Here is a 15,553-nt window from a genome sequence, read left to right as displayed (position 1 = left end):
GGACAAGCGAAGGGCGCCGCACGCGGGACGCGTGCGGCGCCGGAGGTGTCACCAGGGAGGGCGGAAACCGGTCGTCAGCTTGCGCCCGGTGTGGCGCCACTTCGGTTCCTTGTCCACGGTGTGGGCCGTGATCGAACGCAGTCGGCGGATCACCGTGCCGTACGCGCCGCTGGCGGTGGCGGAGACACGGCTGCCGGGCGGCTCGTCCATGAACGGCATGAACTTGTCGGGGAAGCCCGGCATCGTGCAGGCGATACAGATGCCGCCGACGTTGGGACAGCCGCCGACCCCGTTGATCCAGCCCCGCTTGGGGACGTTGCACTTGACCACCGGCCCCCAGCAGCCGAGCTTGACCAGGCACTCCGGGGTGCCGTACTCGGTGGCGAACTGCCCCTGCTCGTAGTAGCCGCCTCGGTCGCAGCCCTCGTGGACGGTCGCGCCGAACAGCCAGGTGGGGCGCAGCTTGTCGTCCAGCGGGATCATCGGTGCGGCCCCGGCGAGCTGGTAGAGCAGGTAGGTCAGCGTCTCCGAGAAGTTGTCCGGCTGGATCGGGCACCCGGGGACGCACACGATCGGCAGGCCCGCCTTGGACTTCCAGTTCCACCCGAGGTAGTCCGGCACGCCCATGGCCCCGGTCGGGTTCCCGGCCATCGCGTGGATGCCGCCGTAGGTGGCGCAGGTGCCGATGGCGACCACGGCGGTGGCCTTGGGCGAGAGGCGGTCGAGCCACTCGCTGGTGGTGATGGGCTGGCCCGTCTCGGGGTCGTCACCGAAGCCGCACCAGTAACCCTCCTTCTTGATCGCCTCGTTGGGGATGGAACCCTCGACAACCAGGACGAACGGCTCCAGTTCGCCCCGGTCCGCCTTGAAGAACCACTCCACGAAGTTGTCCGCGCCCTGCGCCGGGCCGCACTCGAAGTCGATCAGCGGCCAGTGCACCGCGACCTCGGGCAGGCCGGGCAGAGCACCGGTGACGATCTCCTCGATGCTCGGCTGCATCGCTGCGGTCAGCGAGACGGAGTCACCGTCGCAGCTGAGGCCCGCGTTGATCCACAGAATGTGCACCGGGGGCGCCTTGGTGCGCTCCGGCGCTTCTGCAGTAGCCATGAGGATGCCTCCTCGAAAAGGGGATGAGCCCGGCATAACGGACCCAATGACTTACTAACAGGCCCTTGGCACCGATGCGCCGGTGAGAGGGCCGAAACGGTTACGGCCGTCCGCGCCACCCGGCGCAGCCGTCCGGGGAAGTCAGCGGAGCCCGGACAGCTGCGGTGGCGCACCGACGACCGGCTGCTTGCGTACGAAGGCCGACCGCAGGGCGTGGTACGGCTCGCCGGGCTCGAAGAAGCTCCGCCGCATCAGGTCCAGCTCCGCAGCCCGGTGGCCGGCCAGCGGACGGACCGCCTCGTCGCGCTCCCGGGCGGCCTTCTTCACGGCGATCCGCTCCTGCAACCGTGCCGAGGCGGCCAGCAGAGCGGCGAACCGCCCCACCGCGGAGCCGAAGATCTGCGGGCCGCACGGGATCACCCGGTCCACCAGGCCCAGCTCCTGCGCCGCCCCGGCGGTGAGGGGCAGCGCCTGCTCGGTGAGCCGCCGTGCCGTGGTCTCGCCGACCCGGCGCGGCAGCGTGTACGTCCAGTACTCCGAGCCGTGCAGGCCCATCAGACGGTAGTGCGGGTTGAGCAGCGCCCCGTGACGGCACCAGACCTCGTCCGCGGCCAGTGCCAGCATCGCGCCGCCCGCGGCCGCATTGCCGCCGAGCGCGGAGACCACCAGCCGGTCGGTCGTGGTGAGCACGGCCGCCACCAGGTCGTTCATCGCCTGGAGGTTGTCCCAGGACTCCTGTCCGGGGTCGGTCGCGGCCTCGATCACATTGAGGTGGATGCCGTTGGAGAAGAAGTCCCGCCCGCCGCCCAGGACCAGTACGGAGGTCGGTCGGGAGCAGGCGAAGCGGTACGCGTCCAGCAGCCTTCGGCAGTGGGAGGTGCTCATCGCACCGCCGGGGAAGGAGAAGTGCAGGAAGCCCACCGGGCCGTCCTCGCGGTAGCCGAGGTCCGTCCAGGTCCGGCGGCCCTCGGGCAGGCTCAGCGGGGCGGGCAGCTCGGGAAGCCGGGGCGCCCGCTCGCCGAGGACCCGGGCCAGCGCGAGGGTCGCGGGCAGCTTGAACGTCTCCGGGCTGCCGGGTGCCCGGCGCGGCCGCAGCTCCGGGATCCACACCGCGCCGTCCACCGTCGCCCGGCAGACGGCGCCGGCCCGGGACGCCAGCAACTCGCCCGGGCGGCCGCGCAGTTCGCCCTCGGGATGGCCTCCGTGCAGATACCACTCGCCGCCGAGGAGCCGGTCCAGCACCCCGGGCTGGGAGTCCGCCGCCCGCAGCTTGCGCACCACCGCGGCCGTCGGCTCCCTCGCCCAGTCGATACGCCGCAGGCCTTGAGCGAAGTACGGCCGGGTGTGGTCGGCGGCGTGCCAGGCCGGGCCGCGCTGCGGGCGCGGCTCGTACGTGCCGGAGGCGAAACGCTCCACGGCGAGCAGGACTGCCTCCAGCGCGGCGTCCGCCACCTCGTTGCGGTACAGCTCGCTCTTGCCCACCGGAGGCATGGAGCAGTCGGCCGTCGCCCAGACGGCGCCGCCGTCCATCACCTCGTCCGCCTGAAGCACCGTCACACCCCACCGCACGGCGCCTTCGTGAACGGCCCAGTCCAGCGAGGACGGGCCACGGTCGCCCGGCGGACCCGGGTGGACGACCAGACAGGTGTGCGCGGACCAGATGTCCCTGGGGATGACGGACTTCAGCATGGGCGCCAGCAGGAGGTCCGGCGCGTGGCGGCGAACGGCCTCGCGCAGCGGCTCCTCCCCGGGGCCCAGGTGCACCGCCATCAGGTGCCCGCGCTCGCGCAGTTCGGCGAAGACACGCTGAGTCAGACTGTTGAACGCGCTCGCGACGAGCAGAATCCGCATTTCGACCTCCGGGTCGCCCGGCCTGCTACGGATCGTGACGCACGCGATCCGCCGCCCGGCCGAGCCCCGGCTGCGGGGTCACCCGATCGGCCGGTCCGCCCGCCGCCCGCGACCACGCGCAGTTGCCGCGTCGACGGGTCCGCCGAGAGAGAGCGCCGCGACGGATCGGCTCAGTTCGCCGACGAGGCGATGAGGTGGTCGACCTCGGCCGTGGTGGGCAGCGCGGCCTGGGCGCCGGTTCCGACGGTGGCGAGTGCCCCGGCCGCGCAGGCGCGGCGCAGCGCCTCTGCCGGTGTGCTTCGGGCGGCCAGGGCCAAGGCCAGTCCGGCGCAGAACGAGTCGCCGGCCCCGACGGTGTCGACGGCCTCGACCGGAAAGCCGGGCTGCGCCAGTGGCCCTTCGCCGTCCGCCGCGACGGCGCCGGCCGCGCCCAGGGTGATGACCACCAGATCGGGGCCGAGGCTGCGCAGTGCGGCCGCACGGTGCGGCCAGGAGTCCTCGGAGGTGAGCCCTGCGCCCGCGAGCAGGGCGACGGCCTCGGTCTCGTTGACCACCAGGACGTCGCTCTCGCCGAGGAGTTCGCGCAGGTGCTGGTCGAACGGCGGCAGCGGGGCGGCGTTGAGCACGGTCGGTACGCCCACCGAGCGGGCGCTGCGGGCGGCCGCCAGCACGGTGGTCACCGGCACTTCGAGCTGGAGCAGCATCACGTCGGCGTGCGCCGCGTACCGGGCCGGGTCGCCGTCGGTCAGCCGGGCCAGCGCGGCTTCGTCCAACTGCCGATTGGCTCCGGGAGCCAGGGTGATGGCATTCTCGCCGTCCTGCTGAACGACGATCAGGGCCAGGCCTGTTGCGATGCCCGGCAGCGTGCCGACGGCCCTCTCGTCGACTCCCTCGGCGCGCAGGTTGTGCCGCAGCTCGTTGCCGAAGCCGTCGTCACCGACCAGGCCGACCAGGCGGACCCGGCCACCGAGGCGGGCGGCCGCGACGGCCTGGTTGGCTCCCTTGCCCCCGGCGCCCTGGACGGCGTCCGCCCCGGAGACGGTCTCGCCGGGGGTGGGCAGCCGTGGCACCCGGACGGTGAGATCCATGTTGAGACTGCCGACCACGATCACGTTTTCGTCCATGCCGCTCATTGTCCCCCTCGCCGTTCCCGTCGTTCCGACGGCCTGGGAGTGCGCGGCGGGCCGCCGACGCTGTCGGGAACGGAGTCACTCCTGCTTGATCGCCGATACGTCGAACTCCAGGACGACCTTGTCGCCGACGAGTACGCCGCCGCTTTCGAGCGGGGCGTTCCAGGTGATGCCGAAGTCCTTGCGGCTGATGGTCACCGAACCCTCGAAGCCGACACGGAAGTTGCCGGAGGGGTCGCGGGCGCTTCCGGTGTACTCGAAGTCGATGCCGACCGGCCGGATGGTGTCCTTGATCGTCAGTTCGCCGTTGAGACGGAACTCGGTGTCGCCCAGGCGCTCCACGCCGGCGGAGACAAAGGTGATCTGGGGGAAGTTCGGGGCGTCGAGGAAGTCGTTGGTGCGCAGATGGCCGTCGCGCTGCTCATTCCCGGTGTCGATGCTCGCCGCACTGATCGTCACCTTGGCCCAGGAGCGGGTGGGGTCCGTTCCGTCGAGCCGCGCGGTGCCCTCGAACTCCTTGAACGCCCCGTGGACCTTGGTCACCATGGCATGCCGGGCCACGAAGCCGATCCGGGTGTGGGCCGGATCCAGCACGTACGAGCCGGTCAGTTCGTCGAGTGAGGTCGTCATGTCACCTGTCCTTCAAGGTGGTAGGGAGCATCGCTCGGATGCGACTGCGGGTGCGGCGGTCGCGCCCGCCCACGCTAGGCACCGGCGGGCGGGGGCGCTCACCACCGCGCCCGACGGGTCATCCGTCCGGGTCAGCGGTCGTCACGTGCGGGATGCCGACGGCCCGTCAGTCCGTGCGGGTGTGGTCGAACGAGCCGTGGCGTCCGGCTCCGGCCGTGAAGCGGGCCGCTCCGGCCGTGGTGTCGGCCGCGAGCGAGACGGCGCCGTGACGCCACTCGTTGGCCATGGCGTGGGCCTCCGGCAGCCCGTCCTGTTCGAGCACCGACAGCCGGTCGTGGCGCAGACAGGTCTGCGGGAAGTGGCTGAGCTGGGAGGCCAGTTGCTCGGCGGCCGCACGTTCCCGACCGGTGGGTACGACCCGGTTGGCCAGGCCGATCCGATGGGCTTCCTCGGCGTCCACCGGCCGGCCGGTGAGGATGAGGTCCATCGCCCTGCTGGTGCCGATCAGGCGTGGCAGCCGTACGGTGCCGCCGTCGATGAGCGGTACTCCCCAACGGCGGCAGAACACGCCGAACACGGCGTCCTCGGCGGCCACCCGGAGGTCGCACCAGAGGGCCAGCTCCAGTCCTCCGGCGACGGCGTGTCCCGCGACGGCGGCGATCACCGGCTTGCTCAGCCGAAGCCTGGTCGGTCCCATGGGACCCGCGCCCCGGGCGTCGAGGCGATTGGCCCGCTCGGTCCCGACGGCCTTGAGGTCCGCACCCGCGCAGAAGGTGCCGCCCTCGCCCCACAGCACCGCGACCGAGGCGGTGTCGTCCTTCTCGAAGTCCTCGAACGCCGCGGTGAGCGCGGCTGCGGTGGCGCCGTCCACGGCGTTGCGCGCGGCGGGGCGGGAGAGGATCACCGTCCTTACCCGTCCCGCCTGTTCGACCCTGACCGGCTCGTTTGCCACCGCACGCAGTCCTCTCCTCTGGGGACGGCCCCCGCCGTCCGGGACCGCCATCATGCCGCGCTGCGCAGCCGTGGGCCAGAGGCCCGCGAGAGCGGACGCCGGAGCCACGGCCGAGTGCATCCGAGGCTGCTCAGCCGTCGCCTAGGACCCGGCGGCGGATCTCCTGGGCGGAGCCGGCGATGAGCAGGAAGCCGCCCGCCGTCGCGAGCTCCACGTCCCCTGAAGAGCGTCGGGAGAGGTCTGCCGCGCGCCCTCGGGAGCCCGCTGCCGCCGGGTCACGGCCTGTCGAGGAAACCGAGGATCGCGCGGTCGAGTGCACAGGCCTGGAGGAAGGGGACGCCGTGGTGCGCGAGCCCGGGGAGTACCGCGGTCTCGACGTGCGGCAGGTGCAGCCGCGCCACCGCCTCGACGCGCCGGATGTCGTGTGTCCTGCTGGCCCCGGCAAGCAGCACCAGCGTCGGTACGGCCGAGGCCCGCAGCTGCCGGGGCCGCGGGCGCCTGCCCACGATGACCTTGGTGTGCGGGAACTCGGCCGCGAGCCCGTACAGGTCCAGCCAGGCGGGGTCGACCTCCACGCCGTCCGTCTCCCGGGCGAGGAACGCGCGGGCCCGCTGGGCGGTGGGCCGTACGAGCATCGGAAGGGCGCGCAGCAGGTACCCGGGCTTGAACCCGGCGAAGCACTGGGTGGGCTCGAGGAGGGCGAGCCTGCGGACCCGTTTTGGTGCGCGCAGCGCGTACGTGAGGGCGATCCATCCGCCGTACGAGTGCCCGCACAGGTCGGTCCGGTCCAGGCCGAGGCCGTCGAGCACGCCGTCCAGCCAGTCGAGGAGATCGTCGACGGACCGGATGGGGCGCTCCCCGGGCACGCTGCGGCCTGCCTCACCGATCCGGTCGACGGCGTAGACGCGCCGAGTGCGGCTCAGGTCGGCCGCATTGGCGAACCACACCGTCGAGGTGGTCCCGCCGCCGTGCAGCAGAACCAGTGGCTCGCCGTCCACCGGGCCGCATGCGGTGACGCGGGTGGTGCCGTAAGCCGACGTCAGGTCCAGCCGCTCGACGGGCACGGGCCAGCGGTCGAGGACGGCGTCGTACGCCGCGTGAAAGCGAGTCAGGTCTTCGGACACGGGACGCCCCCAGGAAATAGGTTGCCGAGCGAGTATCTCGCTGAGCGAGATACTATGTGCACCGCACCGGAATCGTGAAGGGTGGTACGGAATGGACGAAGCAGAGCCCGGCCTGCAGGTGGTGCATCAGCTCCGTGCGGTCACCGTCGAACTCGACCTGCTCGGCGCCGAGTTCGCGCAGCGCAACGGGCTGCACCCGACCGATCTGCGCGCCCTGATCTGCCTGTTGGACGCGGCCCGGTCGAACACCCCCGCGACGCCCGGCCGGCTCGGCGGGCAGCTCGGCCTGAACTCCGCGGGTACCACGGCCCTCGTCGACCGCCTTGAGCGGCTCGGCCATGTGCGGCGGGTACGGGACAGCCGCGACCGGCGCCGGGTGTTGCTGGAGGTCGACGAGCGGGCGGTCGCCCTCGGGTGGTCGTTCTTCGGTCCGCTGATCACGGAGATGGTCGCCGAGCTGCGGACCTTCTCCGACACGGAACTGGCAACGGTCCAGCGCTTTTTGCTGACCGTGCAGCAGATCCTCGCCGCACAGCGGGACTCTTCGAAGGCGACCGCCTCAAGTCCCCCGCCGCAGAAGGAGCGAGGGCCTCGATGATCCGTCGGTGACGACAGACCCCGCCCGTTCCGGCGGCGTCGTGTGATTCCGCCCGGAGGATCGTCCGTTGCTCGACGATCCTCCGGGCGGGTCCGGGGTGTACGCGGCTTACCGGAAGGTCTCCGGGCGGGCGGCGGTGCCGGACCGGCCTGCGGGCAGGCCGTGCAGCACGGCGGCCCGGCCGTGCTCGGACAGGTGCGGCAGCTTGCCGGCGCCGCCCGCCAGCGGCAGCTGCACCGAGGACTTGGCCAGGTCGAGGGCGACGGTGGGTGTGGTGGAGGGCGGGTCGATCAGGCCGTTGTCCGTTCCGGCCACGATCAGGGCGAGGCGGTGTCCGGCGGGCACGACGTGGTCGGTCCCGGCGAGCTTGAAGGTGATCGAGTACGTCTGGCCCGGCGTGAGTGAGACGCTCCGGTCCAGTCCGGCGTAGTGGCCGAGGTCGGCCCAGCCGCGGCTGAAGACGGTGTAGTCCACCTGGGCGGTGTCGGCCGCGGTGTCCAGGAAGCAGGCGCTGTCGCCGGCGGTGCTGTCGCCCCAGCAGGAGCGGGTGGCCAGGTTGCCGATGCCTTCGCCGGAGCCCTGGTAGTTGCGGATGGTCGCGGGGCCGAGGTCGACCAGCACCGCGCTCAGGTGCGCGCTGTCGGTGGACGGTGTGGCGGTCAGGGTGATGGAGCCGTCGCCCGACATCCGCAGATCCCGGGTGAGCGTGCCGGTGGTGAAGGCGGTCTTGTCGGGAGTGCTGAGATCGGCGTCGGCGGCCCAGTCGTTCTCGCCGCGGGACGGGTCGTCGGTGAAGCTCGCGGTGCCGCTGCCCGGTGCCGTGGTGAGCGCACCGGGTGTGAGGTTGAGCGTGCTGGTCACGGTGCCCGGCGCGGGCCAGGTCCGGTCCTGGGTCCACTGGTCGGGGGAGCGCTCGACGTCGGCGACGGGGCCGTTCTGGATGCCGTTGTCGACGCCCAGGAGGTAGTGGTCGAACCAGTTGTGCAGGGTGTCCACCCAGGCGCCGCGCCGGTAGTCGAACGGATCGACATGGCCGGTCTGGGAGAGCCAGATCTTGCGGTCGACACCGGTGGTGGCCAGTGCCGTCCACCACTGCGAGAAGTTGATGTCGCGGACGTTGAGGTCCTGCATCCCGTGCACCACGAAGACACTGGCGCGTACCTTCGCCGCGTTGGCGACGTAGTCGCGCTGCTGCCACAGGGCGGTCCAGTCGCCGTTGTACGGCGATCCGGCGGCGAGTGCGTTCTGCACGGCGGAGCAGTGCGACGCGGCGGCCGAACTCTCCACCTCACCGGCGAGGTCGGCGGGGGTGCCGCTGTAGAGCGGGGACCCGCTTGAGCGGTAGTAGTCGTACCAGGAGCTGATCGCGGAGATGGGCACGATGGTCTTCAGGCCCTGCACGCCGGTCGCGGCGACGCCGTTGGCGATCGTTCCGTCCCAGGACTTCCCGATCATTCCGACGGAGCCGTTGGCCCAGGTCGGCCTGACGGTGCTGCCGCCGGTACGGGTGCTGTAGCCGCGGGCGCGGCCGTTGAGCCAGTCGATCACGGCCTTGGCCGAGGTGACGTCCGAGGGGCCGCCGACGTCCACGCAGCCGTCGGAGCGGTTGGTGCCGGCCAGGTCGACCAGGACCACGGCATAGCCGCGCGGGACGAAGTAGTTGTCGTAGTAGAGGGGGAACTGGACCGGTCTGCCCTTGGAGTCATAGGTCTTGAGCTGGGACTCGTTGCCGCGCCCGCAGCAGGAGTAGTAGGGGCTGGCGTCCATGATGACCGGGATCTTCAGGCCGGCTGCGGCCGGCTCGCCGGGCCGGATGATGTCGGCGGCGACCCGGTCGGTGCGGCCGTTGCCGTCACCGTCGAGACCGGTGTCGACCCAGACCGTCTCACGGACGGCGTTGGCGTAGGAGTAGACGGGCTGGCTGACGCCCTTTCGGACGGTGCCTGCGGTGCTCGCGTACGCGGCCGTGGGGCCGAGCAACGCCACGGTGAGCGCGGCGAGGAGCGTGGTGACGACGGCGAACGGGCGGGATCGGCGGGTATTCACAGCGCACGAAGGTACGTCCGGGTGGCGGTCTCTCAGAAGGGTTTTGACAAGTCGCAGACAAGAATTTACGAGCCGGAACCAATTCGCCGCCCATCGGGCCGTCTCGCCGGACGGCGGCTCACTGCGGGAGGTGCAGCGTGGCGGTGGCGGTGCTGCCGGGAACCGTGGCCGCAGGAGGGGCATCGGCCGGGCCGGTGCCCCAGCTGCGGGGGGAGGAGGCGAGCCGGTAGTCGAGCCGGGCGCCGTGGGCGAGCGAGGACTGGGTGAGCCAAGTCCGCTTCCAGGGTCGACCGTTGACATCGGCTCCGACGACGTAGCGGGTGTCCTGGTCGGCGCCGGGCGCGGAGATCACCACGGTGCCGCCCTGGCGGTCGCCGAACGGTCCGACGGTGACCGAGGCGAGGGGGAACTGCGGGGCGGTGAGCAGGTAGGTCCCGGTCCCGGCGGCGCCGGGGTACAGCCCGAGGGCGGTCAGGACGTACCAGGCGGACATGGTGCCCAGGTCGTCGTTGCCGGTGATGCCGTCGGGGCTGTTGGTGAAGAGGGTTTCGGCGGCCCGGGTGACGGTCGCGGTCCGATCGGGCCTGCCGGTCCACAGGTAGAGGTACGGGGACAGCAGGTCGGGTTCGTTGTTGGGGTCGTAGGCGGTCCTGCCGAAGTAGTCGGTGGCACCGTAGACCCAGGCCGACCGGGCCGCCCCGGCGGGGTCGGCGAGCAGCCGGGGGTAGGCGAAGAAGGAGTCGAGTCCGGCGGTGGCCGCGTCGTTGCCGCCCAGCAGGCCGATGAGCCCGGCCGGGTCCTGCGGCACCAGCCACCGGTACTGCCAGCCGCCGCCCTCGTGGAAGGCGGTCTGGTTGCTGTCGCCGTTCTCGAAGCCGGAGACCGGGTCGTAGCGGGACACCCAACTGCCGTCGGGGTTGCGCGGTCCGAAGAAGCCGGTGCCGGCGTTCCACAGCGTGCGGTAGTTCTGTCCCCGGGCGGTGAGCAGGGCGGCGTCCGCGTGGTGGCCGAGGGCCTCGGCCATCAGCGCGAGGGAGGCGTCGGCCGCCGCGTACTCCAGGGTTGCCGAGACCGGGTGCTGGCAGTCGTTGTCCTGGCCGTTCTTGCCGGGGCAGCCGTTGGCGCCGAGGTAGGGCACGTAACCGAGCCTGGTGTACTGGGGATTGCCGCTCCGTCCGCTGAAGGGCGAGTCGGCGGGCGGCACTTGGGTGACGTTCTGCAACAGGGCCTGGTAGGCCTCCTCCTCGTGCCCTGCCAGCAGCCCCTTTGACCAGCCGTCGACCAGGAAGGGGGTGACCGGGTCGCCGGTCATGACTCCGGTCTCGCTGTTCTCCAGCGACCACCGCGGCAGCCAGCCGCTCTCACGGTGGATCGCTAGCAGGGACAGGTCGATGTCGCGGGCGACCGTCGGGGTGAGCAGTTCCAGGAGCTGGTTCTGGGTACGCGAGGTGTCCCAGAGGGAGAAGTTGGCGTACGGCGTCCAGTCGGTCGCGGTGTGGATCCTCCCGTCGGCGCCGGGGTAGCGCCCGTCGACGTCGCCGATCAGGTTGGGGTGCAGCAGCGCGTGGTAGAGCGCGGTACAGAAGGCCGCCTTGTGGTCGTGGTCCGCACCGCCGATCCGCACCGAGCGAAGCTGCCGGTCCCAGTCCGCGGTCAGTGCCCGGCGCGTCCGGTCGAAGTCGTAGTCGGGGGTCTCCGCCGCCAGGTTCCGGCGCGCGCCGTCGATCCCGGTGTAGGAGATCCCGACCTTGGCGACGACCTGGCGGTCCGTGTCGGTGCCGAAGGTGAGCCAACCGCCGCTGCCGTGGGCGCCGCCCGTGCCGGCGGAGTCCCGGGAGCCGGGTGTGAGAGTGCTGCCTCGCCAGGTGCCGAAGGAGGTGAAGGGCCGGTCGAAGGCGGCCGTGAAGTAGAGGGTGTGGCGGTCGCTGGTGCTGCCGCAGAACCGGCCGTCCGTCACCTTCCCCTCGACGGTCCGGTCACCGACCACATGGAACTCCGAACTGTCCACCGGCATATGGGCGTAGCCGGTGTTGACCAGCACATTGGCCCGGCTGCCCGCGGGGAAGGTGTACCGCTGCCAGCCGGTGCGCGCGGTGGCCGTCAGCTCGGCGTTCACGCCGTTGGCCAGGCCCACCCGGTAGTAGCCGGCCGAGGCCTGCTCGTCGGCGTGGCTGAAGCGCGTGGCGTACACCGACGGGTCCGAGGAGGTGACGGCGCCGGTGGTGGGCAGGATCGGCACCTCGCCGTTGACGTAGCAGCCGGCGCCGGAGAGGTGTGTCTGACTGAAACCCGTGATCGTGTCGTGCGCGTAGGAGTAGCCGTAGCCGGCACCGCCGGGGCCCAGGGTGTCCGGGCTCAGCTGGACCATGCCGAACGGGGCGGCAGGTCCGGGGAAGGTCATACCGCCGTGCAGGGTGCCGATCAGCGGGTTGACCGGAGCCGAAGGCTGCTCGACCGGCGCGGGCGCGGTGTCCGCCGATGCGGGTGCGGCCGGGGACAGGCCGATCATCACCAGTGCGGCGGACACCACGGCCCGCCCGATGCGGCGGCTGCCGGACCGGGGACGGTGGCGTTGACTGCGGCGCAACGGCATGTCTCTCCCTGGGGCGCGGCTGACGCTGGGTCAGCTGGGCGTAGCCGTTCGATCCTGCCCTCGGCGGACGCGAACATGCCGGATGCACACGCCCGGGGCCCGCAATCGCTCCGCCCGCGAACCGGGTCGGACGCCACCCCGCAGAAAGGCCCGGCCACTCCGGACCTCTGACGGCGGTACAGCCGGCCGGTGTGCGCCCGGCACGGATCCGAGGCGCGACGGCGTCCCGCTCCCGATCGGCGACGACCCGGCCGCGGGCGGCTCCTGGAGCGCCAGCACAATGTCCGTATGACGCGGACGGAGGACGCAGCGACCGCACACGCCTGGGCCGCCCTCGGGGGCAGGCCCGAACTGGTCCGTGGAGTGTCGTACGAAGGGGCCGGCGGCGTCGCTGCCGGCCGGTGGGGCACGGAGCTTCCGATCTGGGCCTGAATGCGAGACCGGGCTCGGGTGCCGTCCACGCAGCCGTCGTGCAGCCGGACTTCGCCGGCCCTTCCTTCGGCCGTCAGTCGGGGGTTTCAATGAATACGCACAGTGAGTCACCGGTCTGTCACCAGGCGGCTTGATCTTGTGTTAAGAACTGATTACCATACGTATGGTTGCTCCGGGCAACTAAGTTGACGGGCTGGGCCAAGGGGATGGCCAGTCGTCCTGGCGGCCCGTCAGACCCGGTTGCGACCACCGACCTACGATCAGTCGGCGCAGGGGACTCGTGCGTCGACGCCAGGAGGGGAATGACGTATGACCAGCGCTACGCAGCACTTCCGAACCTATGTGGAGAGGAACCTCGACTCGCTGGGGGAACGGCCCGAGCGGGAGACCGTCGTCCACGATGGGCGGCGCATCACCGCGGGGGAGCTCCGTGATCTCGTCTACCGGATGGCCCGCGCCCTTCGGGCACGGGGGATCGGTCGCGGACAGACCGTCACCCTGCTGAGCGGAAACCTGCCGGAGACCATTGCCGCTCGCTACGCGGCCAACCTGATCGGTTGCCAGGTCAACCACCTGTACAACAAGCTGTCGGCCGAGGTGCAGGCCGCGATCGTCGGGGACGTCGAGACCCGTGCGCTGATCGTCGACCCCCGGTACGCGGAGCGGGCGGCCGAGCTGATCGCCCAGGTCGAGGTGGCGGACGTCCTGCTCCTCGGCCCCGCGAAGGTGGGGGAGGACCTGCTGGAGCTGGCGGCACGGGAGTCCGCCGAGCCGTTCCAGAGCCTGGCCCGACCCGAGGACGTGTGCTCGATCCGCCACACCGGCGGCACCACCGGCCACCCGAAGGGGATCTGCACCTCCTTCGAGCAGGTGGGTGGCTTCCGCGAGCAGCTCGACGAGATGCAGCAGGAGGACCACCGTCAACTGGTCTGCACCACGCTCGCGCACGCCGCGGGGCATCTCGTCGACCTCACCCTCTCCACCGGTGGCACGGTGGTGCTGCTGGACGACTTCGAGCCCGGCGAGGTGCTGGCCGCGATCGAGCGCGAGCGGATCACCCGGCTCTTCCTGCTGCCGCCCCTGCTCTACCAGCTGCTGGACCACCCCGACATCGCCCACCGGGACACCTCCAGCCTGAGCAACCTGGTCTACGGCGGCTGCCAGGCGTCCCCCGTGCGGCTTGCCGACGCGGTGCGCCGGCTCGGCCCGGTGCTGTTCCAGTTCTACGGCCAGAACGAGGCCGGCGGCATCAGCACCCTGGCCGCGGAGGAGCACGATCCGGACCGGCCGGAGCGGCTGCGGTCCGCCGGCAAGGTGCTTCCCGGGGTGGAGGTGGTGATCCGCGACGAGTCCGGCAACGACCTGCCCGCCGGTGAGCTCGGCGAGATCTGCGTACGGTCCACCAGTGTCATGCAGGGGTACTGGAAGCAGCCCGAGCTGACCGCCGAGGTGCTGCGGGACGGCTGGCTGCACACCGGGGACCTCGGCCACCTGGACGAGGAGGGCTACCTCACGGTCGTCGACCGGCTGAAGGACATGATCATCGTCGTGGGCGGCCACGTCTACACCACGGAGTTGGAGGACCTGCTCAACTCCCACCCCCAGGTGCTGCAGAGTGCCGTCTTCGGGGTCCCCGACGCCGACCGCATGGAGCAGGTGCGCGCCGTCGTCGTGCCGGTGCCGGGCAGCGGGATCGACGAGCAGCAGCTCCGCGAGCTGGTGCGCAACGAGCGGGGCGCCATGTACGAGCCGGCCCGGATCACCTTCGCCACCGAGCTGCCGCTGACCGATGTCGGGAAGCCGGACAAGAAGCTGCTGCGCCGCAACGCCGAGAATCCGACGGCCTGATCCTCCCGTCCCGAAGCCGTCCGCGCACCGGCCGGGCGGGTGGGGACTTCACGCTCTCTCCGACATCCTCGGATGCACCATGTACATGACCGATGACGGAATGTAGTGTGATCCTCCGTCAACCCGTTTGGAAGGGAGGGTAGCGATGGATCGCGAGAAGATCCCCAGAACGATCTGCGCCGTGGACACGTTCGTCATCGACCCGGAGGACGACGAGCAGGAATGCACTCGGCCGTGCTGTCGCAAGGCCGATGCGTCGACGCATTGGGGGCAGTGGCTGCGTCCGGCCTGAGGGCTGCCGGGATCCGCCCATCGAGGCGCGGGCTCCGGTCCGACTGCCGGACCGAGCCGGTGCTGATCGGAGCCGGCCGGCGGCCGCTTGCCGTCGCCGCCGCTCCTGGCGGAATCGCGGGTGCTGTCGTGGACTTGTGCCGCAGGTCGCCCCGCTGACGCTCTCCCAACGTGTGGCCCGGACGGTCCTCTACCGTCCGGGCCGTACGTTTCCTACGGCCGGCGGCGCCGGCTCGCGGTCCCGGACCGCTTTCGGCCGGGCCGCTCGGTGAGCCGGTTGACCGGATCGGTCCGCACCCGGACCCGATGCGGCCTGTCGCCGCCCCGCTCGCACGGATCAGACTCGGGGACATGACCCGAGCACTGATCGTCATTGATGTCCAGGAATCCTTCCGCGTCCGTCCGCTGTGGGAGACCGTCTCCGACCCGAAGATCGCCCACCAGGTGGACCGCCTGGTGCGGCTCGCCCGCCGGGCGGGCGACCTCGTGGTGTGGGTGCTGCACTGCGAGCCCGGCACCGGCAACACCTTCGACCCCGCCCTCGGCCATGTCCGGCTGATGGAAGAGCTGGAGCGCCGGGACGGGGAACCGCTGATCCACAAGACCTCCCACAACGCCTTCACCACCACCAACCTGCAGCAACTCCTCACCGAGCGCGGCATCCACGAGCTCACCGTCTGCGGCCTCCGTACCGAGCAGTGCGTGGAGACCACCACCCGCATCGCGAGCGACTTCGGCTTCTCGGTCACCTTCGTCATCGACGCCACCGCGACCCACCCAATCCCGCACCGCGGCGCTCCCGCCCACCAGAGCGCCGCCGAACTGCTGTCGGACCCCCGCACCCTGGGCACCGACGAGATCATCCGGCGCACCGAGTACGCCCTCGCCGGCCGCTTCGCCACCATCGCCACCGTGGACCAGCTGGAGGCCGCGGCACTCCCTCGGGCATGA

12 protein-coding genes are annotated in these 15,553 nt (G+C 71.4%); 4 read left to right on the top strand and 8 right to left on the bottom strand.

Features of this window, described 5'->3' with window-relative positions:
* Window positions 1-48 precede the first annotated feature (48 nt).
* The 6 genes from P3T39_RS26125 to P3T39_RS26100 form a co-directional block, all read right to left on the bottom strand.
* Window positions 49-1,107, bottom strand: coding sequence for a hydrogenase expression protein HypE (locus P3T39_RS26125; protein WP_280701392.1), 1,059 nt, complete (start codon window positions 1,105-1,107; stop codon window positions 49-51).
* Window positions 1,108-1,248: 141 nt separating this feature from the next.
* Complete coding sequence (locus tag P3T39_RS26120; protein WP_280701391.1) at window positions 1,249-2,958, bottom strand: hydrogenase maturation protein; 1,710 nt, start codon at window positions 2,956-2,958, stop codon at window positions 1,249-1,251.
* 170 nt (window positions 2,959-3,128) lie between these two features.
* On the bottom strand, window positions 3,129-4,082 hold the full coding sequence (locus P3T39_RS26115; RefSeq protein WP_280701390.1) for a ribokinase: 954 nt from the start codon (window positions 4,080-4,082) through the stop codon (window positions 3,129-3,131).
* Between the two features lie 84 nt (window positions 4,083-4,166).
* Window positions 4,167-4,718 carry a YceI family protein gene (locus P3T39_RS26110; protein ID WP_280701389.1) on the bottom strand — a complete coding sequence of 184 codons (552 nt, stop codon included), beginning with the start codon at window positions 4,716-4,718 and terminating at the stop codon, window positions 4,167-4,169.
* Between the two features lie 166 nt (window positions 4,719-4,884).
* Complete coding sequence (locus tag P3T39_RS26105; protein WP_280701388.1) at window positions 4,885-5,670, bottom strand: crotonase/enoyl-CoA hydratase family protein; 786 nt, start codon at window positions 5,668-5,670, stop codon at window positions 4,885-4,887.
* A gap of 275 nt (window positions 5,671-5,945) precedes the next feature.
* Complete coding sequence (locus tag P3T39_RS26100) at window positions 5,946-6,794, bottom strand: alpha/beta hydrolase (protein ID WP_280701387.1); 849 nt, start codon at window positions 6,792-6,794, stop codon at window positions 5,946-5,948.
* 91 nt (window positions 6,795-6,885) lie between these two features.
* On the opposite strand from P3T39_RS26100, the gene P3T39_RS26095 reads away from it, so the two are divergent.
* The gene (locus P3T39_RS26095; protein ID WP_280701386.1) at window positions 6,886-7,392 is read left to right on the top strand and encodes a MarR family transcriptional regulator; all 507 of its coding nucleotides are present in this window, start codon (window positions 6,886-6,888) and stop codon (window positions 7,390-7,392) included.
* Window positions 7,393-7,500: 108 nt separating this feature from the next.
* Here the strand turns inward: P3T39_RS26095 and P3T39_RS26090 are convergent, their stop codons facing one another.
* Together P3T39_RS26090 and P3T39_RS26085 are read right to left on the bottom strand one after the other, a co-directional pair.
* The gene (locus P3T39_RS26090; protein ID WP_280701415.1) at window positions 7,501-9,372 is read right to left on the bottom strand and encodes a Xaa-Pro dipeptidyl-peptidase; all 1,872 of its coding nucleotides are present in this window, start codon (window positions 9,370-9,372) and stop codon (window positions 7,501-7,503) included.
* Between the two features lie 184 nt (window positions 9,373-9,556).
* A complete protein-coding gene (locus P3T39_RS26085) occupies window positions 9,557-12,031 on the bottom strand; it encodes a GH92 family glycosyl hydrolase (protein WP_280701385.1) in 2,475 nt (824 codons plus the stop codon).
* Window positions 12,032-12,772: 741 nt separating this feature from the next.
* On the opposite strand from P3T39_RS26085, the gene P3T39_RS26080 reads away from it, so the two are divergent.
* The 3 genes from P3T39_RS26080 (at window position 12,773) to P3T39_RS26070 (ending at window position 15,553) form a co-directional block, all read left to right on the top strand.
* Window positions 12,773-14,311 (top strand): AMP-binding protein, encoded by a 1,539-nt coding sequence (locus tag P3T39_RS26080; RefSeq protein WP_280701384.1) that lies wholly within the window; start codon window positions 12,773-12,775, stop codon window positions 14,309-14,311.
* Window positions 14,312-14,456: 145 nt separating this feature from the next.
* Window positions 14,457-14,603 (top strand): hypothetical protein, encoded by a 147-nt coding sequence (locus P3T39_RS26075; RefSeq protein ID WP_280701383.1) that lies wholly within the window; start codon window positions 14,457-14,459, stop codon window positions 14,601-14,603.
* 350 nt (window positions 14,604-14,953) lie between these two features.
* A complete protein-coding gene (locus P3T39_RS26070) occupies window positions 14,954-15,553 on the top strand; it encodes an isochorismatase family protein (protein WP_280701382.1) in 600 nt (199 codons plus the stop codon).

It is taken from the genome of Kitasatospora sp. GP82 (assembly GCF_029892105.1).
Taxonomy (GTDB): Bacteria; Actinomycetota; Actinomycetes; order Streptomycetales; family Streptomycetaceae; genus Kitasatospora.
Note: the sequence above shows the minus strand (reverse complement) of the source record. Positions and strands in the feature narration are given on the sequence as shown.